Origin of the sequence: Chelatococcus albus (assembly GCF_030067675.1) — a bacterium.
Lineage (GTDB): Bacteria > Pseudomonadota > Alphaproteobacteria > Rhizobiales > Beijerinckiaceae > Chelatococcus_A > Chelatococcus_A albus.
The window spans coordinates 104,902-128,025 of sequence record NZ_JASJEV010000007.1 but is presented as its reverse complement, the minus strand read 5'-3'; the positions used below and the strand labels follow the sequence as shown (position 1 = coordinate 128,025).

General features: G+C 73.0%; 21 protein-coding genes. 13 read left to right on the top strand and 8 right to left on the bottom strand.

Annotated elements, in window-relative coordinates:
• Positions 1 to 286 precede the first annotated feature (286 nt).
• Positions 287 to 1,276 carry an inositol 2-dehydrogenase gene (gene iolG, locus QNA08_RS12535; RefSeq protein WP_283741052.1) on the top strand — a complete coding sequence of 330 codons (990 nt, stop codon included), beginning with the start codon at positions 287 to 289 and terminating at the stop codon, positions 1,274 to 1,276.
• A gap of 362 nt (positions 1,277 to 1,638) precedes the next feature.
• Here iolG and QNA08_RS12530 read toward each other — a convergent pair whose 3' ends face one another.
• The 4 genes from QNA08_RS12530 to QNA08_RS12515 form a co-directional block, all read right to left on the bottom strand.
• Positions 1,639 to 1,908 carry a GIY-YIG nuclease family protein gene (locus QNA08_RS12530; protein WP_283741209.1) on the bottom strand — a complete coding sequence of 90 codons (270 nt, stop codon included), beginning with the start codon at positions 1,906 to 1,908 and terminating at the stop codon, positions 1,639 to 1,641.
• Between the two features lie 1,032 nt (positions 1,909 to 2,940).
• A complete protein-coding gene (locus QNA08_RS12525) occupies positions 2,941 to 3,780 on the bottom strand; it encodes a MurR/RpiR family transcriptional regulator (protein ID WP_283741051.1) in 840 nt (279 codons plus the stop codon).
• Between the two features lie 127 nt (positions 3,781 to 3,907).
• A complete protein-coding gene (locus QNA08_RS12520; protein ID WP_283741050.1) occupies positions 3,908 to 4,774 on the bottom strand; it encodes a DUF6456 domain-containing protein in 867 nt (288 codons plus the stop codon).
• A gap of 859 nt (positions 4,775 to 5,633) precedes the next feature.
• Positions 5,634 to 6,062, bottom strand: coding sequence for a Ros/MucR family transcriptional regulator (locus QNA08_RS12515; RefSeq protein ID WP_283741049.1), 429 nt, complete (start codon positions 6,060 to 6,062; stop codon positions 5,634 to 5,636).
• 525 nt (positions 6,063 to 6,587) lie between these two features.
• On the opposite strand from QNA08_RS12515, the gene msrB reads away from it, so the two are divergent.
• The 3 genes from msrB (at position 6,588) to QNA08_RS12500 (ending at position 9,817) form a co-directional block, all read left to right on the top strand.
• Positions 6,588 to 7,022 (top strand): peptide-methionine (R)-S-oxide reductase MsrB, encoded by a 435-nt coding sequence (gene msrB, locus QNA08_RS12510; RefSeq protein WP_283741048.1) that lies wholly within the window; start codon positions 6,588 to 6,590, stop codon positions 7,020 to 7,022.
• On the top strand, positions 7,015 to 9,144 hold the full coding sequence (locus QNA08_RS12505; protein WP_283741047.1) for a S9 family peptidase: 2,130 nt from the start codon (positions 7,015 to 7,017) through the stop codon (positions 9,142 to 9,144). Before msrB ends, QNA08_RS12505 begins: the two co-directional genes overlap by 8 nt.
• A 322-nt stretch (positions 9,145 to 9,466) precedes the next feature.
• On the top strand, positions 9,467 to 9,817 hold the full coding sequence (locus QNA08_RS12500) for a TRAP transporter large permease subunit (RefSeq protein ID WP_340322113.1): 351 nt from the start codon (positions 9,467 to 9,469) through the stop codon (positions 9,815 to 9,817).
• Positions 9,818 to 9,968: 151 nt separating this feature from the next.
• Here the strand turns inward: QNA08_RS12500 and QNA08_RS12495 are convergent, their stop codons facing one another.
• Complete coding sequence (locus QNA08_RS12495; protein WP_283741046.1) at positions 9,969 to 11,183, bottom strand: hypothetical protein; 1,215 nt, start codon at positions 11,181 to 11,183, stop codon at positions 9,969 to 9,971.
• A 284-nt stretch (positions 11,184 to 11,467) separates the two neighbouring features.
• On the opposite strand from QNA08_RS12495, the gene QNA08_RS12490 reads away from it, so the two are divergent.
• Positions 11,468 to 12,070 carry a superoxide dismutase gene (locus QNA08_RS12490; RefSeq protein WP_283741207.1) on the top strand — a complete coding sequence of 201 codons (603 nt, stop codon included), beginning with the start codon at positions 11,468 to 11,470 and terminating at the stop codon, positions 12,068 to 12,070.
• Positions 12,071 to 12,307: 237 nt separating this feature from the next.
• Here QNA08_RS12490 and QNA08_RS12485 read toward each other — a convergent pair whose 3' ends face one another.
• Together QNA08_RS12485 and QNA08_RS12480 are read right to left on the bottom strand one after the other, a co-directional pair.
• On the bottom strand, positions 12,308 to 12,742 hold the full coding sequence (locus QNA08_RS12485) for a SufE family protein (protein ID WP_283741045.1): 435 nt from the start codon (positions 12,740 to 12,742) through the stop codon (positions 12,308 to 12,310).
• Positions 12,743 to 12,888: 146 nt separating this feature from the next.
• Positions 12,889 to 13,242 (bottom strand): hypothetical protein, encoded by a 354-nt coding sequence (locus tag QNA08_RS12480; RefSeq protein WP_283741044.1) that lies wholly within the window; start codon positions 13,240 to 13,242, stop codon positions 12,889 to 12,891.
• Between the two features lie 398 nt (positions 13,243 to 13,640).
• Here QNA08_RS12480 and QNA08_RS12475 point away from each other — a divergent pair, with 398 nt between their 5' ends.
• The 3 genes from QNA08_RS12475 to QNA08_RS12465 all read left to right on the top strand — a co-directional run bounded on the left by QNA08_RS12475 (position 13,641) and on the right by QNA08_RS12465 (position 16,707).
• A complete protein-coding gene (locus QNA08_RS12475; protein ID WP_283741043.1) occupies positions 13,641 to 15,491 on the top strand; it encodes a PAS domain-containing sensor histidine kinase in 1,851 nt (616 codons plus the stop codon).
• Complete coding sequence (locus QNA08_RS12470; protein ID WP_283741042.1) at positions 15,484 to 16,164, top strand: peptidoglycan-binding domain-containing protein; 681 nt, start codon at positions 15,484 to 15,486, stop codon at positions 16,162 to 16,164. Before QNA08_RS12475 ends, QNA08_RS12470 begins: the two co-directional genes overlap by 8 nt.
• Before the next feature lie 198 nt (positions 16,165 to 16,362).
• Positions 16,363 to 16,707, top strand: coding sequence for a DUF1491 family protein (locus tag QNA08_RS12465; RefSeq protein ID WP_283741206.1), 345 nt, complete (start codon positions 16,363 to 16,365; stop codon positions 16,705 to 16,707).
• 160 nt (positions 16,708 to 16,867) lie between these two features.
• On the opposite strand, the gene QNA08_RS12460 is transcribed toward QNA08_RS12465, so the two are convergent.
• A complete protein-coding gene (locus QNA08_RS12460; protein WP_283741041.1) occupies positions 16,868 to 18,013 on the bottom strand; it encodes a DUF2336 domain-containing protein in 1,146 nt (381 codons plus the stop codon).
• Positions 18,014 to 18,164: 151 nt separating this feature from the next.
• Between QNA08_RS12460 and QNA08_RS12455 the strand changes: the two genes are divergently transcribed.
• The 5 genes from QNA08_RS12455 to QNA08_RS12435 all read left to right on the top strand — a co-directional run bounded on the left by QNA08_RS12455 (position 18,165) and on the right by QNA08_RS12435 (position 23,120).
• Positions 18,165 to 18,395 carry a hypothetical protein gene (locus tag QNA08_RS12455; protein ID WP_283741040.1) on the top strand — a complete coding sequence of 77 codons (231 nt, stop codon included), beginning with the start codon at positions 18,165 to 18,167 and terminating at the stop codon, positions 18,393 to 18,395.
• 16 nt (positions 18,396 to 18,411) lie between these two features.
• Positions 18,412 to 19,383: a hypothetical protein gene (locus tag QNA08_RS12450; RefSeq protein WP_283741039.1), complete on the top strand. Its 972-nt coding sequence runs from the start codon at positions 18,412 to 18,414 to the stop codon at positions 19,381 to 19,383.
• A gap of 178 nt (positions 19,384 to 19,561) precedes the next feature.
• Positions 19,562 to 20,695 (top strand): c-type cytochrome biogenesis protein CcmI, encoded by a 1,134-nt coding sequence (gene ccmI / locus QNA08_RS12445; protein ID WP_283741038.1) that lies wholly within the window; start codon positions 19,562 to 19,564, stop codon positions 20,693 to 20,695.
• The gene (gene ccmE / locus QNA08_RS12440) at positions 20,692 to 21,138 is read left to right on the top strand and encodes a cytochrome c maturation protein CcmE (protein WP_283741037.1); all 447 of its coding nucleotides are present in this window, start codon (positions 20,692 to 20,694) and stop codon (positions 21,136 to 21,138) included. The genes ccmI and ccmE overlap by 4 nt, the downstream gene beginning before the upstream one ends.
• Complete coding sequence (locus QNA08_RS12435; protein ID WP_283741036.1) at positions 21,135 to 23,120, top strand: heme lyase CcmF/NrfE family subunit; 1,986 nt, start codon at positions 21,135 to 21,137, stop codon at positions 23,118 to 23,120. Before ccmE ends, QNA08_RS12435 begins: the two co-directional genes overlap by 4 nt.
• Positions 23,121 to 23,124: the final 4 nt, after the last annotated feature.

Sequence of the window (23,124 nt, the reverse complement as noted above, 5' to 3'; positions counted from 1 at the left end):
ACAATCGCCCCGGAGGGCGGGATAGCCGGTCATCGCCGGTTGCGTCCGGCCGTTCCGAGAATGAAATGATAATTCCGTTGATAGGTCAATATGGATCAAATATTCTTTTTCGTGATAGGGAGGTCCGGCCTTCCGGGCGGGCGGAACGGGCGCGGGGAACCCGGCGCCGCGCACCGTCCGGGCTCGGGCCGCGCCAGCTCCGCCGGAGGAGCCTGGTCTCCCGGGCCTTCGCGCCTGTTGCGGGACGGGCCGGCGGGCATGAGACGACGAGCGAGGGAGGGATTTCGTGCGTATAGGTCTTCTCGGCGCCGGCCGCATCGGCCGCATCCATGGTGGCAACGTCGCGGCCCATGCGCGCGCCCGGCTCGTGGCGGTGGCGGACGCGAGCGCCGAGGCGGCCGGAAGCCTCGCCGCCGCGACCGGCGCGCGCGTCGATACTGTCGAGGCGATTCTCGCCGCCGCCGACATCGACGCCGTCATCGTCTCGACGCCGACCGACACCCACGCCGACCTGATCGAGCGCGCGGTGAGCGCCGGCAAGGCGGTGTTCTGCGAGAAGCCGGTGGATCTCGACGCCGCGCGCATCCGCGCCTGCCTTGCAGTCGTCGAACGGGCGAAGGGCAAGCTGATGATCGGCTTCAACCGCCGCTTCGACCCGAGCTTCGCTGCGGTCGAGCGGCGCATCGCCGACGGCGAGATCGGCAAGGTCGAGCTCGTCACCATCCTCTCGCGCGATCCCGCGCCGCCGCCGGCGAGCTATGTGGCGCGCTCGGGGGGGCTTTTCCGCGACATGATGATCCACGATCTCGACATGGCGCGCTTCCTCCTTGGCGAGGAGCCGGTGGAGGTGCACGCGGTGGGCTCCTGCCTCGTCGATCCGGCGATCGGCGAGGCGGGCGACGTGGATACCGCCGCCGTCCTCCTCAAGACGGCGACGGGCCGGATCGCGCAGATCTCGAACTCCCGCCGCGCCACCTACGGCTATGACCAGCGCATCGAGGTGCATGGCGAGAAGGGCCTGCTCGCCGCCGGCAACCGCCACGCCACGACCGTGATCTTCGCCGACGCGCGCGGCTACGCCACCGACCCGGCGCTGCCCTTCTTCCTGGAGCGCTATGCGGAAGCCTACCGCGCCGAGCTCGATGCCTTCGTCGCCGGCGTGCTCGACGGCCGCCCCCTCGCCCCGACCGGCGAGGACGGCCTGAAGGCCCAGATCCTCGCCGACGCCGCGACCGAATCCGCCAGGACCGGCAAGCCCGTGCGGCTTGCGGCTTGAGTGCCTTCCCGGTTCACGCGCATCGGTTCTGGGTCCCGGGCTCACGCCTGCGGCGTGCCCCGGGATGACGGTGGAGGGTTCCCGCACGAACCTCTTCCTGTTACCCCGGAAGCCGCGCGAGCGGCTGTCCGGGGCCCGGAGACGATTCCGGTCGAGGCAAGCGCGCAGCGGTCGTCGCGCCGTCTCGATCACCCGCATCGGTTCTGGATCCCGGGCTCCTCGCTGCGCTCGGCCCGGGAGACGGTGGAGGGTTCCCGCACGAACCTCTTCCCGTCACCCCGGAAGCCGCCGCAGCGGCTGTGCGACCTGAAGGGGCCGCCTTGGCGGGAGCCCAGAAACGGTTCCGGTCGCCGCCGCGGGCTTCAGCGATTGAGTGTCGGGTAAAGATCGAGCCGGTCGGGATTGAACTCCTCGATCAGGCGCAGCTTCCAGTCCCGTCGCCACTTCTTGAGCTGCTTCTCCCGTCCGATGGCCTCGTCGATCCGCGGATAGTCCTCGTACCAGACGAGGCGATGGACGCCGTAGCGCGCCGTGAAGCCTGTGGCGGTGCCTTCGCGATGCTCCTGCGCGCGCCGCGCGAGGTCGTTCGTCACGCCGACGTAGAGCGTTCCGTGCTGCCCGCTGGCAAGCATGTAGACCCAGTACAGCGGGACATGGCGCGCCCCCCTCCGGCGATGGCCTCGCACTGTCACGGCCCGTTGCCTCGCTGGCAAGCCGGGCCGCCCCGGAGATTGGCGAACCTCTTCCTGTCACCCCGGAAGCCGCGTGAGCGGCTGTCCGGGGCCCGAGACGATTCCGGTCGAGGCAAGGGCGCGGCGCTCGCCCATGGCGGCGGGCGACATGCTTGCCACCGGCGTGCGTGACGCCTGGCCTGAGAATGCCATTGCTGTTGCAGTCGGAAGTTGTTTTGTCGAAATTTGTATGTATAATCACGTATTCTGGAATTAGATGCTTGGCAAGAGCGAAATAATTTCCACGATTATGCGTGCAATATGAGAACGAACACGCTTCATATGCCGGGCGAATATGCCGGATAGACGCTTGCATATACAATCAAGGCAGTTCGTGACTGTGCGATGGCGGATGGCGCGAAGCTGCAATCGGGCTGTTGCGGTGCCATCGAGCAACCGCGGTGGCTGGTGACCCTCGTCGCCACGCCCGATTGCGCCGCGGGATGGGATTATCACTGGTACCGCAAGCAGGACGACGGGACGTGGGGCACAAGCCGGGCAGAACAATGACCACGACCCGCGACAATTCGGGACAGATCATCACCGACCCGCAGAGTTGTGACCGGGGACGCTGCACCGTCTGGGGCGGCTATATGTACGCTCCCGTGAGCATGAATATCGAATAGGCCGGTCTCCGGTTCCGATGGGCCGGAAAAGGCTTCGGCCAATGCGGCCGGGGCATTGTCGCCGATGCGGGCCGTGGGCTCTTCGCCGAACTGCCGGCCATTGCGGCGAGAATGCTCCGGCGCGGCAGCCCGGGCGTGGAGGCCTCGGCGGTCGGAGCGGGGCGGCCCCGGCGGAAGGCCCCCCATCCTGTCATCGCCGAGGACTGAGGGCTGCGCCGGGATGCCGGGCCAGGCTCCCGCCCGCCCCTTCGGCGGAAGTGCCGGTCGAGCGGCGCTGCCACGCGTGGAGGCAGGCAGGGCGTCGGGCTCACTCGCCCTTGCGGCGCTCGCCCACGGCGACGGCGAGCGTCATGGCGAGGCAGAAGGTGGCGGCGAGCGAGCGGAAACCGCCGACGTCGGCCTCCACCACCTCGAAGCGCACCTTCGCCGCCGCCGACAGGGGCGAGAAGGGGCTGTCGGTGATGGCCACGACCGGGATGCCGCGCCCGGCGCAGGCGTTGGCGAGGTCCACCGTCGCGGGCGTGTAGGGCGTGAAGCTGATGGCGATCAGCGCATCCCCTGAACGCGCCCCCGCGAGCTGCTCGCCGGCGAGCGCCGCCACGTGGTCGACCAGCACCGAGCGCAGGCCGAGCTTGCCCATGGCATAGGCGAGATAGGCGCTGACGGGGAAGGCGCGGCGCAGGCCCACGAGATAGATCGTGTCGGCCTGCGCCAGCAGCGTGGCGGCGGCCTCGAGATCCTCCGGGCGCACGCTCTCGCGCAGCTTCATGAGCGACAGGGCCGCCGATTCGGTGAAGCGCTCGAAGAGCTCGGCGATGCCGTCCCCTTCCTCGCTCGCGCGCAGCACGGCGAGGCGCTCGCGATAGTCGGGCCAGCGCTCGCGCAGGCGCAGGCGAAAGATCTCCTGCAGGTCGCTGAAGCCGGCATAGCCCACCGCCTGCGCGAAGCGGATCAGCGTGGAGGGCTGCACCTGCGCCTGCGTCGCCACGCTCGCCACCGTGCCGAAGGCGACCTCGTCCGGGTGCGCGATGGCGAACTCCGCCACCTGCGCCAGCCGGCGCGGCAGCTCCGCCCGACGCTCGATGAGCAGGGCCTTCAGCGAGTCGAAGTCGCGCGGCGCGCCGTCGGCGGCTTCGTTGGCCGGCATCGCGTGCAATCCCCGGAGCAGTTCGTCGGTCCGCTCCACAATGGAACAAATATTCCATATTCTCAACCGCAATCGATCGGAACGTTGCGGGCTGGTCGGCTGGCGGTGGCGGCGCGCGGCTCCGTCGCTAGCGGCCGTCGATGCGCGGGCGCGCGTCCGGCGAGGCCCAGAGCCTGATGCCGGACGAGCGCAGGGGGCCGCGCGTCTCCGGCGCAAGGCCGTAATGGCGCGCGAGCCGCGCCAGGGCGAGGCGCAGCACGACCTTGCCCGAGCGCGCGGGCCAGCCGCGCTCGCGCTCCACCCGCTCCAGCCCCTTGAGAAAGCCGCAGACATCGACGAGCAGGCCGGAGAGGTCGCTGCCGACGGCTTCGAGCGCCTGCCGCGCCCGCTGGCGCGCGGCGATGACGGCGTCGGTCGCCTCGGCCGGTCCCGCGCCGCGCCGGGCGCCGGCCGTCGCGCTCCAGTCGGCCGTGACACGCGGCAGCATGCCGGCGAGCGTCAGGTCCGCCCGCAGGCGCTCGCCGGCGGCGAACTCCGCCGCGTCGACGAGGGCTTCGCCGTTGCGGCCCCTGCGCCGCCGCAGCCAGGCGAGGGGGCTCTCCGCCTCGTCCACCCTGACGGTGCCCGCCGCGCCGTCGACCTCGACGCGGCGCGTGGCGAGCGGCCTGTGCTGCGCCAGGAAGCCGAGGTCGGGCACCGGCGCATCCCGGCGCGCGAGCCGCGCCCGCCCCGCCTCCGTGATGGCAAGGAAGCGGCGCCCCGCGGCATCGTGCCGCCAGCGGGCGCAGTCGGCGGCGACGAGTGCCGCGGCGGCGGCGCTCGGGGCCGTGCCGGCTCCGAGCGTCATGTTCCCGCGGCGGCGGAAGAGGTCGAGCCGGTCGCCCCCGTCGGCCGCGAGGCGGGCGAAGGCGCCGTCCTCGGCGAGGTGGCGCAGGAGCCGCCCGGCTTTGGCGTCCAGCCCCCGTCCCGCTTCGTGTCCCGTCCTGCGCCTCATACCGACCTCCCGCCAGCGGAGAGGGGAGAGGCAGGGCAGGGAGCGCCCGCCGTCCGCCACGCTCCGGCCACCGCCGGCGCCCAGGGGGACGCGTCCCCGCGCGCGGCGGGGGAGGGAGCGAGGGCGGCTGCGGCCGCTGTCGCGAGATAACCCGGGACGATTGCGGGCCGACCGGCTCGCTCGTTATGTTTGTTCATGTTATGTTCCATAAGACAATGCGATCCGGGCCAATGGGTGCCCGGCTGCGCTAGGATTAATATCCTATTTCGGCGATTGCAAGCCCGCGATGCGCGACCGTGCCACTTCCCGATCGAGCGTTGCAATCCTGGTGAGGCGCGGCGCCCGACTCCGGAGTGATCGACGCCTGGACCGACACCTGTTGCGATCGGCACCAGGTCTTGCACCGCTCGGGGCGCTGCCGACCTGTACGGGCGGCCCCATCACACCGCCCGGGAACGGCGGCGTGGCAGAGCCGCCGGCGGCCCGTGTCGGCAAGGGGTGAGCCTCCCCGCCCTCCGTGTTGTCCGTCGCCACCGCCGGGCCATGTCCCTGGCCGGCTTCCCCTGCCCGGCGAACCGCCGCTGCGGCGCCGCGCGGCCGGCGCCGGCCTGGTCCCGGGGCCGGGGGGACGGGAGCGGGGGCGACCGGTCGAGGCGGATATCCCGGCCCGGCACGCAAAAGGCCGCCGAAGCGGCGGCCTTCGCGATCCTCAATGCTGGTCCGGCGTGATCACCACGGGCGCCTCAGGCGAGGCCCTGCCGGCAAGCGATGGTCAAGGCGAGATCCGGGATGCCGCAATCACCCTTTCCGGCGAACGGGAACCGTCCGCCGGGCGCGGGGCCGGCCACCCGCGCGGCTCTCAGCCGCGCGAGGAGCGGCGCTTGCGGCGCTGCTGGCCGAGGCCCATTTCCTTGGCCAGCTGCGAGCGGGCCTTGGCATAGTTCGGCGCGACCATCGGATAGTCCGCCGCCAGGCCCCACTTCTCTCGGTATTGCTCGGGCGTCATGTTGTACTGCGTACGCAGGTGACGCTTGAGCGACTTGAACTTCTTGCCGTCTTCGAGGCAGACGATGTAGTCCGGCGTGACGGACTTCTTGATCGGAACCGCCGGCTTCGGCGCTTCGGCCGGCGCCTCGGCGGCCCCCGCCACCACGCGTACCAGGGCAGCATGCACCTCGTTGATCAGGCCGGGCAGCTCGTTGGCGGAAACCGTGTTGTTGCTCACATAGGCAGACACGATATCGGCGGCGAGCTCGATGTAGTTCGAAGCCTGAGCTGTGTCGTTCATGTCGACTATTGTCCCTCTCTTCTCCGCCTCGCTCCGCGCAAGACGAATGCCAGCCATGCACTTGAAGGATCCCGAGGCGGATTTTCCACGCTCTCCCCGCCAGGCGGCGGTCGACGCATCTGTGACTACGGCGGAATCGCCGCTCGGTTCGCTCCCAGCAAGTAAGCCAAAGTTGTGCGCTCCGCAAGACAAGAATTTCATTTCTGTCGATGAACTCACGCGTTGTTGTGAGCTCATCATCATCCTCCTGCGACAACCTTTCTCTTCTCGCCGGCGGTAATCTCTTGCCACGTCCGGCTTTCGGTCGCGGGAGGGGGTGGGCAGGGGGCTCCTTGCCTGCCGGGCCGCCGCCGCCATATTCCTGCGAGCCCCGCGGAGAGCGCGGGGCCGCGGGGCGGGGCGCCACCCGCCGCCGGCGGGAGGCGCGAGGTCATGCGCCAAGTCATTGGAAACGATCGTCTTGCGAGCCCGGGCCGGTACCCCCCGGAAGGGCAGGAGACGGTCCGCGAGACGGGAGAGCGAGGCATGGCGGGCGGGGATGAATGGCCGCGGATCCGCAGGAGCGACGAGGAATGGCGGGCGGTACTGACGCCCGAGCAGTATTACGTCACCCGCCAGGGCGGCACGGAGCGTCCGTTCACGGGCCCCCATCTCGACGAGAAGCGCGCCGGCCTCTACCGATGCGTCGGCTGCGGGGCGCCCCTCTTCCGCTCCGGCACGAAATATGATTCGGGCTCGGGCTGGCCGAGCTTCTTCGCGCCCGTGAGCGCCGAGGCGGTGACCGAGCACGCCGACGACTCGCGCGGCATGGAGCGCACCGAGATCCGCTGCGCCGCCTGCGCCGCCCATCTCGGCCATGTCTTTGCCGACGGGCCGAAGCCGACGGGCCTGCGCTACTGCGTGAACGGCACGGCGCTGACCCTGATCCCCGACGAGGATGCGACGACCGACGATGCGTGACCGGACGATGCCCGACCGCCACCCGATCCCCCCGACCGCCGCGGCGCCGGCGGCCCTGCGCCGGCCGGTGACGACCGTCGTGCACGGCGAGGCGCTGAGCGACGACTTCGCCTGGCTGAAGGCCGAGAACTGGCGCGAGGTGCTGAAGGACCCGGCCGCCCTGCCGGCCGACATCCGCGCCCATCTCGAGGCGGAGAACGCCCATGCGGCGGCGCTGATGGCCGGCACCGAGGCACTCAGGGAGACCCTGGCCGCCGAGATGCGCGCCCGCATCAAGGAGGACGACGCGACGGTGCCGGCGCCCGACGGCGCCTTCGCCTACTACACGCGCTACCGCGAGGGCGGGCAGCACCCGCTCGTCTGCCGCCGCCCGCGCGAGGGCGGGGCCGAGGCGGTGCTGCTCGACGGCGACGCGCTGGGCGCGGGCAAAGCCTTCTTCGAGCTGGGCGGGGCCGCCCACTCGCCCGACCACCGGTTCCTCGCCTGGAGCGCCGACGAGACGGGCTCCGAATTCCATCTCATGCGCGTGCGCGACCTTTCGACCGGCGAGGACCTGCCCGACCGCGTGCCCGACACCGGCGGCGAGGCCGTATGGACCAGTGACGGGCGCGCCTTCTACTACGTGCGCCTCGACGAGAACCACCGGCCGAGCCGCGTCTGCCGCCACCGCCTCGGCACACCGGCGGAGGCCGACGAGCTCATCTACGAGGAGCCCGACCCGGGCTGGTTCGTCGATATCGACAGGACGCAGTCGGGGGCCTTCTGCGTCATCTCCGTCGGCGACCACGAGACCTCGGAGGCCCACCTCCTCGACCTCGCCGACGCCGCCGCGCGGCCGCGCCTCGTCGCCCCGCGCGAAAGGGAAGTGCGCTACGAGGTGGAGCACCGGGGCGAGGACCTGATCATCCGCACCAACGCCGACGGGGCGGAGGACTTCAAGCTCGTCACCGCGCCCCTCGCCGCGCCAGGCCGGCAGGCCTGGCGGGATCTCGTGCCGGCGCGGCCCGGCATCATGGTGCTCTCGCACGTTCCCTTCGCCCGCCACCTTGTCTGGCTGGAGCGCGAGGACGCGCGCCCGCGCCTCGTCGTGCGCGACCTCGGCAGCGGGGAGGACCATGCGGTCGCCTTCCCCGAGGAGGCCTATTCCCTCTCGCTGGAGAGCTCCTTCGAGTTCGACACGGACGTCGTGCGCTTCACCTACGCGTCCATGACGACGCCGGCGGAGACCTACGACTACGACATGGCGACGCGCGAGCGACGCCTCATGAAGCGCCAGGAGGTGCCCTCCGGCCACGACCCGGCGGACTACGTGACGGAGCGCCTCTTCGCCACGGCGCCGGACGGCGAGCGCGTGCCGATCTCGCTCGTCTACCGCCGCGGCACGCCGCTCGACGGCACGGCGCCCTGCCTCCTCTACGGCTACGGCGCCTACGGCAGCGCCATGCCGGCCTCCTTCAGCACGGGCCGGCTGTCTCTCGTCGACCGCGGCCTCGTCTATGCCATCGCCCACGTGCGCGGCGGCACGGAGAAGGGCTGGCGCTGGTACAAGGACGGCAAGCGCGAGAAGAAGCCCAATACCTTCACCGACTTCATCGCCTGCGCCGAGCACCTGATCGCGGCGGGCTACACGGCGAAGGGCCGCATCGTCGCCCATGGCGGCAGCGCCGGCGGCATGCTGATGGGCGCCGTCGCCAACATGGCGCCGCATCTCTTCGCCGCCATCATCGCCGACGTGCCCTTCGTCGATGTGCTCAACACCATGCTCGACGGGGACCTGCCGCTCACCCCGCCGGAATGGCCCGAATGGGGCAATCCCATCGAGGACCCGGCGGCCTTTGCCGCGATCCGCGCCTATTCGCCCTACGACCGGGTGGCGGCGCAGCGCTATCCGGCGATCCTCGCGCTCGGTGGCCTCTCCGACCCGCGCGTCACCTACTGGGAGCCGGCGAAATGGGTGGCGAAGCTGCGCGCCACCATGACGGGCGGCGGGCCGATCCTGCTCAAGACCAACATGGACGCCGGCCACGGCGGCGCCGCCGGCCGCTTCGACCGCATCAAGGAAGTGGCCTTCAACTACGCCTTCGCCCTCGCCGTGCTGGACGGGACGCTCGGCGGCGATTGAGATGCGCGGCCGCGCCGCGGGGGGCGCCTGCCCCCGTGGCGCCCCGGATGACGGCGGGGGGCGCCGGGCATTCGGCGCGATTGCCGGAATGGCCGCGGGGGGCCTTCCGGCCTGTTCCCTCCGGCTCGGCCTACGCCCTGAAGCATGACGCGCACGTGCGCATCGACTTCCTCTCCTCCCGCCTGCCGGAGGCGGCGCAGGCGCGCATCATCGGCTTCGCCCTCCTCGTCCTGTTCACGCCGCTGCTCGCGCTCATGACCCGCGTGGCCCTCATGAAGACCTCGGCGGCCTATGTCTTGGGCCAGGTCGAGGAGGTGAGCCCCTGGGCGCCGCTGCTCTGGCCCTTCTATGCGCGATCGCCATCGTCTTCGCGGCCGGCTTCGTGCTCGACTGGATCTCCATCGTGCTCATCGGCGCGCCGATCGTGGAGGCGGCGGGCATCGCCCCGCTGTGGTTCGCCGTGCTCTTCATCGTCGCCATCCAGACCTCGTATCCGACGCCGCCGATGGCCCCCTCGATCTTCTACCTGCGCTCGATCGCGCCGGCGGACCTCACCTACGGCCACATGTTTCGCGGCGTCATGCCCTTCGTGGCGATGCAGCTCGTCACGCTCGGCCTCGTCGCCCTCTTTCCGTCACTCGCCACCTGGCTGCCGAAGCTTCTCCTCGGCTGAGGCCGCCTGCGGCGGCCGTCTCGCCGTCGCCGCCCCGCCCCGCTGGCTGTCCTCGGTTGGGGGTGACAGTCCCTCGCGCGGCGTCCGGGGCGGACGGAGGAAGGCGGGGCAGGGGAGGAGCGTCGGGCGGCGGGCGCCCGACGCCCGGCGGTCAGGACTTCGTCCGCCCGGCCGCCGGGCCGTCCTCCGGCGCGCCCTTCCCGGTCTCGCCCTTCCCGATCTCGCCCTTGGCGATGTAGGACTTCAGCTCGTCGAGCGAAGTGAAGCGGAAGACGCCGCGCGTCGTCTCGGCCTCGATCGAGCCGTCCGAGAACATCACGTAGAGATTGCCACCGGCGCTGTAGGTGCCGACGACGGTCGGAATGGCCTCCTCGCCCGTCTTCGCCCCGCCGCGCTCCGCCTCGGTCACTGGCGCAGCCTTCTCCTCGGCCGCGTCTGCGGTCTCGCCCGGCCGACGCTCGGCCGCGAGCGCCCCGGCGACCGCCGCCTCCGCCGCACGCGCCAGATCCGCGCGCCCCGCCGCGGCCGCCGGCCGCGGCGCCTCCGCAGCCTCCTCCGGCAGCAGCTCAGGCCAGGACGGCTCGGCGTAGGAGGCCTCGCGATAGGGCAGCTCGGGCGGCATGCGCTCGGCCCTGCGCTCCCCGGGCTCGGCGAGGTCGGGAACGTCCGGCAGGTCGGGCTCGGCGGGTGACGGGCGCGGCGCCGCCTCCGCCGGCTCCTCGGCACCGGTCTTCAGCCAGGGGAACAGCGGCTTCTTTTCCGCCGCGGCGGGCGCCGCGGTCTCCTTGCGCAGCCAGGACGGCGGTTCCGGGCGGAAGACGCGCGCCTCCGGCGCCGGCTCCTCGGCGCGCGCTCCGGCAGGGTTCTCGGCCGGGGCTTCGGCCGCGGGTCCGGCCGGCCTGGCGATCTCGTCGAAGCGGAACCGGTCGCCCCAGGCGGCCACCACAGGCTCGCGCCGCTCGGCCTCCGCCGGCCGGGACGGCTCGGGGCGACGCTCCTCCGCCTCCGGGGCTGCCGGCTCCGGCGGGCGCAGGTCGAGGGAATGCTGGTCTTCCTGCGCGTCCTGCGCGGCGCTGCCCGCCGCCGCGAGTGCCGCGGCCGCACCGGCCGCTGCGAGGGCGGGGGCCGCACCGGCGAGGGGCGCCGGCGCCGCCCGGGGCGCGGCCGCGAGTTCCGCGGCGAGCCGCTTCAGCTCCCGCAATACGAGGCCGAGGCCCGCGAGCAGGGCACCGCCCGTCGCCGCCACGCTGCCGGCGATCACCATCGACCAGCCGCGCTCCAGGACGATGATGTCGGAGCCCGACACGATCGCCGCTATGCCGCCGACGAAGAACAGACCGGCGACCACGAACAGCCCTAGCACCATGCGACGCAACACCCTTGAAGGACATTCGGCAATGCCTTGACCCGGCACAGTAAAGACATCGTTGACCGCTGCCAACAGAATGGCACGGGCGCCCCTGCGGGCGCTTGCCCGCGCCCGGCGGCGGTCATAAGTAAGCCGGTGTGGCGACACCCTGTCGCTCAGCGAGCGAGTCTGCCATGACCCTCAGACGCCGCGATATGTTGCTGACCGGCCTTGCGCTTGCCGGCGGCACGATGGTGAGCTCATCGATCCCGACCTTGACGGTCGAAGCCAAGGAGTCCGCGATGTCCTTCACGCTGCCTGACCTGCCCTACGCCTACGACGCGCTGCAGCCGTACATGTCGAAGGAGACGCTGGAGTACCACCACGACAAGCACCACAAGGCCTATGTCGACAACGGCAACAAGCTGCTCGAGGGCACGGAGTTCGCCGGCAAGACGCTGGAGGAGGTGGTGAAGGGCTCCTTCGGCAAGAACGCGGCGCTGTTCAACAATGCCGGCCAGCACTACAACCACATCCACTTCTGGCAGTGGATGAAGCCGAACGGCGGCAGCGCCAAGCTGCCGGGCAAGCTCGAGAAGAAGATCATCGAGGATCTCGGCTCGGTGGAGAAGTTCAAGGCGGACTTCATCCAGGCGGGGGTGGCGCAGTTCGGCTCGGGCTGGGCCTGGCTGGCGCTGAGGAACGGCAAGCTCGAGATCATGAAGACGCCGAACGGCGAGAACCCGCTGGTGCACGGGGCAAGGCCCATCCTCGGCGTCGACGTGTGGGAGCATTCCTACTACATCGACTACCGCAACCGCCGGCCGGACTACCTCAAGGCCTTCGTCGACAACCTCGTCAACTGGGAATACGTCGAGAAGATGTACGACGAGGCGGCGCGCTGACGGCGCCGGCGACAGGCCCGATGGACGGGGCCGCAGGGCCCCGTTCGCATTTTCCGGCCGTCGGCGGACCGGAACGCGCGCGGTTCACGGGCGCTCCCCGCCGGAGAGGTGAGAGGTCGTGCCTTCATCGGGGAGAGGCGGCGCGCAAGGCGCTTCCCGCACGCGGGCCCGCTGCCGCCGGGCGGACGGCGGCCGATGCGGCGTCCGGGATGGGAGGCGTTCGCCCCAAGGACGGCCTCAGGCCGCCGCCGCGAGCGCTCTGCGGGCGTCGCCCTTGATGCGCTCGACCATGGAGCGCAGGCCGTTCGAGCGCTGCGGCGTCAGGTGCTCGGACAGGCCGAGATGGCGGAAGACGTCGAGCGCGTCGGTGTCGAGGATGTGGCGGGCCGGCTGCCCGGAATAGATCGCGAAGACGAGGGCGACGAGGCCGCGCACGATGTGGGCGTCGCTGTCGCCGCGGAAGGTGAGCACCGGCGCGGGGGCACCGGCCCCGTCGACCATCGTCTCGAGCCACACCTGGCTCGCGCAGCCGCGCACCTTGTTGGCGTCCGTGCGCGCGGCATCCGGCAGCGGCTCGAGCGTCCGGCCGAGCTCGATCAGGTAGCGATAGCGATCGTCCCAATCGTCGAGGAACTCGAAGTTCTCGAGGATCTCGTCGAGCGGCGGCTGCATTGCGTGTCTGTCGTCCCGCAGGCTGGCGGGCGCCTCAGGTCGCGCCCGCTTCGTTCTCTATATGGGGTTTTTCGCCCGACCGCGAGAGTGCGAGCGGCGCATCGGCCCCCCGGCCGCGCGATTGCCGCGACTTGTCGCGCCTCGTCTCAGCCCTGGGTGCCGCGGGCGGCCTCGCCGCGCCACGGAACGGCCCGGTCGCGACCGGAGAGGGTATCGGCCGACGGTGTGGCGCGGCCCGCGGCCGGACGGCGCTCGGCGAGGAGGTCGAGCAGCCGTTCGCGCGTCTGCGGATCGAGGTCCGACCACACCCGCGCCGCCTCGCCCGCGAGCGTCATGGCGTCCTTGACCCCGGCGCCGCCGAGCGCCGGCAGGGGGCGCGCCATGGCCGCGGTCGCGCCGCTGAGGCCGCCCGTTGCCGTGGCGGGCGGAGGAACGGTCTCGACCGGCGACATCATGTAGATCGCGCCGATGAAGAAGGCGCTCCGCAGGATGTAGGCCATGGCTCGAACCTCCCCGTACCGGTTGGGGCGCGGCCCCGCAGCCCGTGGGAGCTGCCGGCCCTCCGCCGTCTCGTCGCGACTGTGGGGCAGGGCCTGCGAAGATCGTCTCAAGGCGATGCGTAGAATTTGAATCGAATTGCGGCGCGCGGGGGAAGGGGGCGTTGAGGGCGCGTGCGTTCTGCTGGGGCGGTGATTCCAGCAGTCGTTGAGCGGTTGTTTACGTTATGCGGAAGTTTCGGCTCGGGCGCCGCGGGCCCAGGCGTTTTCAGGGCTTTCCGGCCGCGGCGGCGGGCCTGCTGCGGCGCAGCTTTAGCGTTCGCTTAAGCGGGGGCTGCGATGGTGCCGGCAGCAGAGTGGAGGAGCGCGCGCCCTTCAAGCGCGCGACGGTGAGTGTGGCGTTGTCCCCGTCGGCATCGATGATCCGGGCACGGCTTGCGGCGCTGGTCCATCCGGCGGCCGCGGCGGATGCCGAGGCATGCGCGCGCCACGAGCAGTTCATCCTGACCCGCCTCGTCGCGGGCTTCGTGGCGCTCGCCGCCGTGCCGCCCTATCTCGCCCTCTGGGGCGTGCCCTCCGGCGCGCAGACGGTGGCGCTCGCCGCCCTTGCCCTGCCCATCGCCGCCGTCGCCCTGCTGTCGCGCACCGGGCGGCTCGATCTCGCGCACGCCCTGTCGTCCGCCGCCTTCGCGCTCATCGTCGCGGCCGTCGCCTGCGCCACGGGCGGGGCCGAATCGCCCGCGATCGCCTGGCTCGTCGCCGTGCCGCTCGAGGCGCTTCTCTCCGGCTCGCGCCGGGCCGTCGTCGCCGCGAGCCTGATCGCCGCCGCGGCGGCCGTCGGCGTCGCCGCCGCCGATGCCGCCGGCTGGCTCGCCGCCTCCGGGGGCGGGGCACCGGCCGCCGCCATGCCCGCATTCCTCGTCACCGCCGTCGCCTATGCCGCCGCCCTCGGCCTCGCCGCCTGCCGGCGCGAGTCCGAGCGGCTCGGCGACCGCGCCCGGCGCGAGGCGCGCGACCGGGCCGTGCTCGAAACCATCGGGGACCTTGTCACCTGGCACGAGCGCGGCGGCGCCGTGGTCTTCGCCAGCGCCGCCGCCGAACGCCTCGTCGGCGTGCCGGCCCGCAGCCTGCACGGCCGCGGCCTGTTCGACCGCGTGCATGTGGCCGACCGGCCGCTCTATCTCAAGGCGCTCGCCGATGCGGCGCACCGCGGCGTCGCCGTGACGGTCGAGTTCCGCCTGCATCGCAGCGTCGCGGGGGAGGGCGGGCGCGCGCCGACCGAGGTCGCCTGGGTGGAGATGCGCGCGCAGCGGCCGGAGCCGGCAGGGCCGGCGCCCGCTGGCGCCGACGCCGACACGCATGCCGTCGTCGCCGTGATCCGCGACATCACCGAGCGCAGGAGCCACGAGGCCGAGCGCGAGGCGGCCCGCGCCGAGGCCGAGCGGGCGAGCGAGCAGAAGGGCCGCTTCCTCGCCACCGTCAGCCACGAGCTGCGCACGCCGCTCAATGCCGTCATCGGCTTCTCCGAGATGCTGGCGAGCGGCACGCTCGCCCCGGCGGACGAGGCGCGCCGGCGCGAATACGCCGGCATCATCCGCGACTCGGGCCGCCACCTGCTCGACGTCGTCAACACGCTGCTCGACCTCTCGCGCATCGAAGCGGGCCACGTCGACCTCGCGCCCGAGGCCTTCGACACGGCGGAGCTCGCCCGCGGCTGCTGCGACCTCATGCAGCTCAAGGCCGACGAGGCCGGCATCGTGCTTCAGCGCGACATCGCCGCCGACCGCGGCGAGATCGTCGCCGATCGCCGGGCGCTCAAGCAGATCCTCATCAACCTCCTGTCGAACGCCCTGAAGTTCACGCCTGCCGGCGGCCGCGTGACGGTCAGCGTCCGGCGCACGAGCGACCGCTTCGTCCTCGTTGTCGCCGACACGGGCATCGGCATCGGCGAGCGCGACCTGCCGCGCCTCGGAGATCCCTTCTTCCAGGTGCGCTCCGCCCCGGAGCGGCCGCGCGGGTGGCCGCAGGAGGGCACGGGGCTCGGCCTGTCGGTGGTGCGGGGCCTCGTCGGGCTGCACCACGGCACGATGACGATCGCGAGCACGCCGGGCGAGGGCACGACGGTGACGGTGGCGCTGCCGCAGGATTGCCGTGTCGCGCCCGCGGCGGCGACGAGCCTCGCCGCGGAGGTGCCGCTCGCCCGGCGCCAGGCGGCCCCGACCGAACGAGATGCGGTGAAGAAACGTGCGTGAAGCCCTCGCCCGATCCGACAACGACTTCGTCCTCTACGACCGTCCGCCGACGCGCACGGCGGGCCGGGCGGGGGCGAAGCGCGGCGCGCGCAAGGCGGGGCTCGCGCGCCGGCTTCTCGGCCTCCTCGTCCGCCGCCCGGGGCGCAGCTTCGGCGCCCTGGTCTTCCTCGGCTTCGCGGCCGCGATCGTCGTGAATGCCGTGGTGCTGCAGCGCAGCCAGCATCCGGCCCCGCTCTTCGGCGCGGACAGGGGCGAGCTGCGCCGCGACGCGCGCCTGCCGCCGCGGCAGACGGAGATGGCCCCCGCCCTGCCGCCGAGCCGCCCGGCGGAGCTCGCCCCGCAGCCGACGGAACAGGCCGCCCTCGCCGACGCGATGGCCCGCGCCACCCAGCCGTCGGCTCAGGGAACTGCGCCGCGCCCGCTTGCCCGCGACGCCATCGGCGACCTCATCCGCACCGGCGAGCCGCGGGCCGAGGCCCAGCGCCCGGTGCTCGCGGCGCAGCGCGCGCTTGCCAAGCTCGGCTACGGCGTCAAGCCCGACGGCCTGATGGGCGCGGCCACCCGCACCGCCATCGAGCGCTTCGAGAAGGACAAGGGCCTGCCGGTCACCGGCGAACTCGGCCCGCGCGTCGTGAAGGCCCTCTCGGCCGCCGCGGGCATGCCGATCGAGTAGAAGGCGCGACGAAGGGGCGGCCCTCGCCTTGTGCCGCCCCGCGGCCCGCCGGGGAGGGGGCGGCGGGGAGCGCGCCGCCGGCGGGGCCTGGCGAGGTGCCGAAGGACCATTGGCGAAGGGCCCGGCTCGGGGCAGAGAATGGACTTCCGCCGTTCCGCCCCCGGACGATTCGACCCGCCCCATCCTCCGCCCGACGCCATGCGCCTGCGCACCGACATCTGGGTCTCCGCCTACCTCCGGCGCTGCGCCGTGGGGGGGGCCTATGCCGTGCTGCGCCGGCGCGGCGCGGCGGAGGCCGGCACCGTCTTCGTCAAGGTCGACCGGCTCGACGGCACGGCGGCACTCTACGGCCCGGCGCCGCAAAGCTTCTACGAGGAGCGCGCCGAGGAGCGCCGCTTCGTCGCCGTCGATCTCGGCGCCGAGGCGACGCCCCTCGCCGCCGAGGAGCGCCTGCGCCGCGAGATCTCCTTCGACCCGGACGTCTGGGTGGTCGAGGTGGAGGACCGCGTGGGACGGCATTTCCTGGAGGTCGCGGCGGACTAGCCCCGGCAGGGCCGAGGGGCCGCCGCCCCGGAAGCGATGGCGGTGCGGACAGGGGCGCGACCGGCGCCGCGCCTTTCCGGTTCCCCCGCATCGGTTCCGGATCCCGGGCTCCTTGCTCCGCCCGACCCCGGGACGACCGGGCGTGGTGCCCGCCCGGCCCTCAGCCGGCGGAACGGTCGCGCCCGGTCTCGGGGGGGCGCTCGGGCGGCGCGGGGCGGCGCAGGCCGGGCAGGGCCGGCCGGCTCGTCGTGCCGCCCGGCGCCATGGCGGGGACATGGGCGGCGCGCGGGCGCACCTCGCCGGTGTCGCGCCCGAGAACGGCGAAGACGACGCGGGCGGCGACCTCGCGCGGCACGGCGCGAATGCGCCCGGCGAGCGCGAAGACGCGCTGCGTCGACTGCGCCAGCGCCGGGTCGAGCGTCAGGAAGACGCGCACGGCCTCCTCCTCCTCGAAGCCGACGGCGTGGAGCGCCAGCGCCAGGAGGTCGCCGCTCGGGTCGGCGAGGAGGCGCTGCGCCTCGCGGATGGACGTGCCGAAGGCGTCGGCGAGGCGCACCGAAAAGGCCGGCCTGTCGCCCCGGGCGGCCGCCCGGACGAGCGCCTCCCGCCGTGTCGCATCGACGAGCGGCAGGGCGCGGCGGCGGCCGTCGAGCGCCGCGGCCCGGCCCATCTCGGCGAGGATCGCGGCGCGCCGCGCCGGCTCGGCCTCGCCGTAGAGCGCAGCCGCGTCGATCACCGGGAGGTCGGCGCGCTCAAGGAGCAGGGCGGCAAGCGCGGCGCGCAAGTGCGCCGACTGTCGGGCGCGGGCGACGAGCGTGGCGAGCACGTCCGCCGGCAGGGGCGACGGATTGCCGGCGAGCGCTTCGTCGAGCGCGACATGCCGGCGCGCGACGAGCGCGTCGAGCGTCTGCGGGGCGAGATCGCGGCGGCGCGCCACCGCCACGGCGAGCCGTACGGGCCCCGTCGCCGCGATGGCGGTCAGCCCTTCCTCCGGCAGGTTCGGGGTGAGCGCGAGCACGATCTCCTCGGCGCGGCCGCCCGCGCGCGCCAGCGCCTCGATGACGGCCTCGGGCGTATCCGGATGCGGCGCGAGCTTCTGCGCCACCACCGCGAGGGTGCCCGCGTCCACCACCGGGATGAGGCCCGTCGCCAGCGCCCGGAAGGCGGCGACCGCCTCGGGCGGGCGGGCCTTCGCCGCGAGGAAGAGATCCGTCTGCACGCGCAGGAGCACTGGCCTGATGTCGATGTCGCCGGCGCGGGCAAGGGCGGCGAGGCCGGAGAGATCCGGAACGGGCGTGTCGTGCATGGATGATCGGCGGGCTCAATCCTGTGCCCGGGACATTAGCGGCGCTTCGTTAGCGGACTGTTAACCCTGCCGAAGGATGAATGGCGCCAGGGGAGATGGTCGGAGGGTTGAGGTGCCGCGGGGCCGGCCGGGCCCGAAGCTGGAGGCCGTCATGGTGATGAGATCCGAGGGGACGCGGGGCGTCGTCGTCGCATTTCCCGAGGCGGCGGCGCGGCCGCGGCGGGCGCGCCCGGCAGCGGGCGAGCCCTGCGGCGAGATCCTCCTGTTCACCGGCATCCGCTACGAGCGCCACGGCGACGAGGCGCCCCTGCGCCGTCCCGCGGCGCGGCAGGGCGGCCGCCCTGCGCAGCGCCCGCCGGCTCGCCCCCGCCGGCGCGGCTGAGGTTCGGGAGCACGTCTTGCTTGCAGATGGGTCAGGGGCCGCGGCCGTTCTGGGGATTTCTGACGTCCTTCAATCGAAGGACGCGATCAAGGCCCTGAAGGGAGAGCATCGCGGCTGGCGCGATCCTTCGGCGCTGCGCCGGCACCACCTACGCCTCGCCCTGCGCTGTGCCGGGAGGCTCTGCGCCGCCGCGCCCGTTCTCGCCGCCACCATCCTCGTCGCGGCCTGCGCCGAGACCGGCGACTTCGGCCGCCCGACGCAGACGGCCTGGAGCAACGCCATCGAGCCCTCGGTCAATTCCCACGCCGCCGGCGCGCGCGGGCAGCCGCCCTCGCGCTTCGTCCCGACCAACGACGAGCAGGAGCTGCGCAGCCGCGCCTGGCGCTTCCTGATGCCGGCCTACGACCGCAGTCTCTTTGACGACCAGCTCGCCAGGTTCGCGAGGAACCAGTCCCTGCCGGGCCAGAGCCTCACGGCCGATCCGGCCACCTATTACAACGCCCTCGTCGGCGAGCCCTACCGCTCGCCCTCCTCGCGCTACAACCGCCTGGCGGACGACGTCACGGCCGACCGCAAGCTCCTCGTCCCCTTCCGGGCCGTCGCCGGCCGCGTCGTCAGCGCCGACCGGGTGCGCCGCCGCTCCATGGATGCGCTGCCGCTCTCGGGCGAGGAGCTGCAGGACGCCCGCTCGCGCCTCGCCGAGAACATCGGTCTCATCCTGTGGGTGCGCGAGGAGGTCGCGCTGCGCATCTGCCGCTACCGCTACGCCCTCGACCATCTCGTCGTCGCCGGGCCGCAGACCGAGGCCATCATGGCCGAGCGCAGCCTCGGCCTGCTCGAGCAGGAGGCGAGGGCGCTCGACGCGCTCGAGGTGCGCTCCCTCATCGGCGACGGGCCGACCGAGATCTACCGCCTGCCGCCGACCCCGCTCGCCTGCGCCCCCGTTCCCGAACCCGCCCCGCCCGCAAGGCCGCGCTACACGAAGTAAGGCGCGGGTGGCAGCGGCGAGCCCGCCTTCAAGGCCGCGCCGGAAGTCCGGGCCTGCCGGCATTGCCGCGCCGGACGCGGGATGGCGCGCGGCGGTGGCCGGCGGCGTCGTCCCGAGCGACGGTATGTCGCCGCGGCGGGCCATCGTGATCGTGCCGCCGGCGCGCTAAAGGTTGCGCATGGCGATTTGGGTGATCTTTGCGCTGATGACGGGCGCTGCCGTCCTCGCGGTCCTGTGGCCGCTGTCGCGGCAGCGGACGGCCGCCGCCGACGACGGCACGGGCGATGACGCGGCCTTCTATCGCCAGCAGATCGCCGAGATCGAGCGGGATGCGGCGCGCGGCGCCCTCACGGCCGCGGAGGCCGAGGCGGCGAAGGCCGAGGCCGGCCGGCGGCTCCTGCGCGCCGCCGCCGCCGCCGAGCACGCCGCCGCCGACCAGGAGGGCGAGCCGGCCCTGCGCCGCCGCCGCGCCGCGTCAGCCGTGACGCTGTCCACCATTCCGCTGGTGGCGCTGGCGCTCTACGGGGCGCTGGGCTCGCCGCAACTGCCCTCCGTGCCCCATGCGGAGCGCCTGGCGGGCGACCCGCGCGGCCTCGACCTCGCCGCGGCCGTGGCGCGCATCGAGGCGCATCTCGCCAGGACGCCCGAGGACGGGCGCGGCTGGGAGGTGCTGGCGCCGGTCTACCTGAAGAGCGGCCGCGCCGAGGACGCGGTGAAGGCCTATGCGGCGGCGCTGCGCCTGCTCGGCGACGCCCCGCAGCGCTACGCCGATTACGGCGAGGCCATGGTCGTCGCCGCCGGTGGCACGGTGACCGCCGACGCGCGGACCGCCTTCGAACGCGCGCTCGCGCTCGACGGGACCGCGCCCAAGCCGAAATTCTACCTCGCCGTCGCCGCCGAGCAGGACGGCCGCCGGCAGGATGCGCTGGCGCTCCTCGCCGACCTCGCCCGCTCGGGCCCGGCCGACGCGCCCTGGCAGCCCGTCGTGCGCGAGCGCATGGCCCGCCTCGGCGGCGAGAGCGGGGCCGCCGCCGTCGCCGCCCTGCCGCCGGCCGAGCGCGACGCGGCCATCCGCGGCATGGTCGCTAGCCTCGAGGCGCGCCTGACGGCCGAAGGCGGCAGCGTCGACGGCTGGCTGGGGCTCGTTCGCTCCTACGCCGTGCTCGGCGAGCGCGGCAAGGCGCGGGCGGCGCTTGCCCGCGCCGCGGAGCGCCTCGCCGGCGACGCCGAGGCCGAGCGGCGGCTCACCGCCGCGGCGCGCGACCTCGATCTCGACATCACCAGCGATTCCGGCAAGGAGGTGTCCCGGTGACCCGCAAGCAGCGCCGTCTCACCCTCATCGGTGCAGCGCTCTCGGTCATCGCGCTGGCGCTCGGCCTCGTGCTCTTCGCCATGCGCGACACGATCGTCTTCTTCCACGGACCGACGGACATCGCCGAGAAGGGGGTCCGCCCCGGCACGCGCTTCCGTCTCGGCGGCCTCGTCAAGGAGGGCTCGGTGGTGCGCGGCGAGGGCCAGAGCGTGCGCTTCGAGGTGACGGACACGAACCGCAGTGTCCTCGTGCGCTACACGGGGCTGCTGCCCGACCTGTTCCGCGAGGGGCAGGGCGTTGTGGCCGAGGGGGTGCTGGAGCCGTCGGGCGACTTCCGCGCCGACAGCGTCCTCGCCAAGCACGACGAGACCTACATGCCGCGCGAGGTGGCCGACACCCTGAAGAAGCAGGGTGTGTGGCAGGGGGAGGGATCCCGCCGATGATCGTCGAGATCGGCCACTTCGCCCTTGCGCTCGCCCTCGGACTGTCGCTGGTGCAGTGCGCCCTGCCGCTGTGGGGCGCACGCATGCGCGACCCGGCCCTCATGGGCATCGCCACGCCCGCCGCCCTCGGCGCCTTCCTGTGCGTCGCCGTCGCCTTCGCGGCGCTGACGCTCGCCTACGTGCAGTCCGACTTCTCGGTGCTGAACGTCGTCGAGAACTCCCACTCGACGCAGCCGCTCCTCTACAGGTTCACCAGCGTGTGGGGCAACCACGAGGGCTCGATGCTGCTGTGGGTGCTCATCCTCACGCTGTTCGGCGCGCTCGTCGCGCTGTCCCGGCGCTCGCTGCCGGAGCGCCTGCGCGCCAACGCGCTTGCGGCGCAGGGCGCCATCGCCATCGCCTTCCTCGCCTTCATCCTGGTCACCTCGAATCCCTTCGCGCGCGTCACGCCCGCGCCGTTCGAGGGGCAGGATCTCAACCCCATCCTGCAGGACCTGGGCCTCGCCATCCACCCGCCGCTCCTCTACCTCGGCTATGTCGGCTTCTCGATCTCCTTCGCCTTCGCCGCGGCGGCACTGATCGAGGGGCGCATCGACGCGGTGTGGGCGCGCGCCGTGCGGCCCTGGACGCTGACCGCCTGGCTGTTCCTCACCCTCGGCATCGCCATGGGCTCCTACTGGGCCTACTACGAGCTCGGCTGGGGCGGCTGGTGGTTCTGGGATCCGGTGGAGAACGCCTCGCTCATGCCCTGGCTCGCGGGCACGGCGCTCCTGCACTCCACCATCGTCATGGAGAAGCGCGACGCGCTCAAGGTGTGGACGGTGCTCCTCGCCATCCTCACCTTCTCGCTGTCGCTGCTCGGCACCTTCCTCGTGCGGTCGGGCGTGCTCACCTCGGTGCACGCCTTCGCCACCGACCCGGCGCGCGGCGTCTTCATCCTCGCCATCCTCGTCGCCTTCATCGGCGGCAGCCTCGCGCTGTTCGCCTGGCGGGCGCCAATGCTCAAGCCCGGCGGCCTCTTCGCCCCCGTGTCGCGCGAGGGCGCGCTCGTCCTCAACAACCTGCTGCTCGCCTCCGCCTGCGCCACCGTCTTCATCGGCACGCTCTATCCCCTGGCGCTGGAAGCCCTGACGGGTGACAAGATCTCCGTCGGCGAGCCCTTCTTCAACGCCACCTTCCTGCCCATCGTCGTGCCGCTGCTTGCCGTGCTGCCGCTCGGCCAGTCGCTCGCCTGGAAGCGCGGCGACCTCCTCGGCACGGCCGAGCGGCTGTTCGCCGCCTTCGCCCTGGCGCTCGCCGCGACACTGGCCGCCGTCGCCTTTGCCGAGGGAGGGCCGGTCGTCGCCGTGCTCGGCCTCGCCCTCGGCTTCTTCCTGGTCGCCGGCTCCCTCGCCGACATCGTCAACCGGTCCTGGACGCGCGGCATGCCGCTCGCGACCGCGTGGCGCCGCGCCCGGGGCCTGCCGCGTTCGGCCTGGGGCATGGCGGTTGCCCACGCCGCCGTCGGCCTCGTCGCCATCGGCATCGCCGCCCAGGCCTGGAGCACCGAGACGCTCGCGGTGATGAAGCCGGGCGAGGTCGCGGCCGCCGGCCCCTACCAGCTCCGCCTCGACGCCGTGCTGCCACGTACCGGCCCCAACTACCGCGAGGACGTGGCGCGCTTTTCCGTCATGCGGCACGGCGAGACGGTCGGCACGGTCGAGGCCATGAAGCGCCTCTACGTCACGCGCGGCATGCCGACGACCGAGGCCGGCATCATGACGCGCGGCCCGAGCCAGCTCTACGTGAGTCTCGGCGAGCCGCAGCCGGGCGGCGGCCTCGGGGTGCGCTTCTACTGGAAGCCCTATGTCCTCCTGATCTGGGGCGGCGCCCTTTTCATGGCCGCGGGCGGCGCCCTGTCGCTCACCGACCGGCGCCTGCGCGTCGGCGCGCCGGCCCGGGCCCGCGCCGCCGCCCTGCCGGCGGCGACGCCGGCGGAGTGAGCGC

Excerpts from the sequence above, each read along its gene's own strand:
- QNA08_RS12530 (WP_283741209.1), bottom strand. The coding sequence starts at position 1,908 with ATGCTTGCCAGCGGGCAGCACGGAACGCTCTACGTCGGCGTGACGAAC.
- QNA08_RS12525 (WP_283741051.1), bottom strand. The coding sequence starts at position 3,780 with ATGCCGGCCAACGAAGCCGCCGACGGCGCGCCGCGCGACTTCGACTCG.
- QNA08_RS12520 (WP_283741050.1), bottom strand. The coding sequence starts at position 4,774 with ATGAGGCGCAGGACGGGACACGAAGCGGGACGGGGGCTGGACGCCAAA.
- QNA08_RS12515 (WP_283741049.1), bottom strand. The coding sequence starts at position 6,062 with ATGAACGACACAGCTCAGGCTTCGAACTACATCGAGCTCGCCGCCGAT.
- msrB (WP_283741048.1), top strand. The coding sequence starts at position 6,588 with ATGGCGGGCGGGGATGAATGGCCGCGGATCCGCAGGAGCGACGAGGAA.
- QNA08_RS12505 (WP_283741047.1), top strand. The coding sequence starts at position 7,015 with ATGCGTGACCGGACGATGCCCGACCGCCACCCGATCCCCCCGACCGCC.
- QNA08_RS12495 (WP_283741046.1), bottom strand. The coding sequence starts at position 11,183 with ATGGTGCTAGGGCTGTTCGTGGTCGCCGGTCTGTTCTTCGTCGGCGGC.
- QNA08_RS12490 (WP_283741207.1), top strand. The coding sequence starts at position 11,468 with ATGTCCTTCACGCTGCCTGACCTGCCCTACGCCTACGACGCGCTGCAG.
- QNA08_RS12485 (WP_283741045.1), bottom strand. The coding sequence starts at position 12,742 with ATGCAGCCGCCGCTCGACGAGATCCTCGAGAACTTCGAGTTCCTCGAC.
- QNA08_RS12480 (WP_283741044.1), bottom strand. The coding sequence starts at position 13,242 with ATGGCCTACATCCTGCGGAGCGCCTTCTTCATCGGCGCGATCTACATG.
- QNA08_RS12465 (WP_283741206.1), top strand. The coding sequence starts at position 16,363 with ATGCGCCTGCGCACCGACATCTGGGTCTCCGCCTACCTCCGGCGCTGC.
- QNA08_RS12460 (WP_283741041.1), bottom strand. The coding sequence starts at position 18,013 with ATGCACGACACGCCCGTTCCGGATCTCTCCGGCCTCGCCGCCCTTGCC.
- QNA08_RS12455 (WP_283741040.1), top strand. The coding sequence starts at position 18,165 with ATGGTGATGAGATCCGAGGGGACGCGGGGCGTCGTCGTCGCATTTCCC.
- ccmI (WP_283741038.1), top strand. The coding sequence starts at position 19,562 with ATGGCGATTTGGGTGATCTTTGCGCTGATGACGGGCGCTGCCGTCCTC.
- QNA08_RS12435 (WP_283741036.1), top strand. The coding sequence starts at position 21,135 with ATGATCGTCGAGATCGGCCACTTCGCCCTTGCGCTCGCCCTCGGACTG.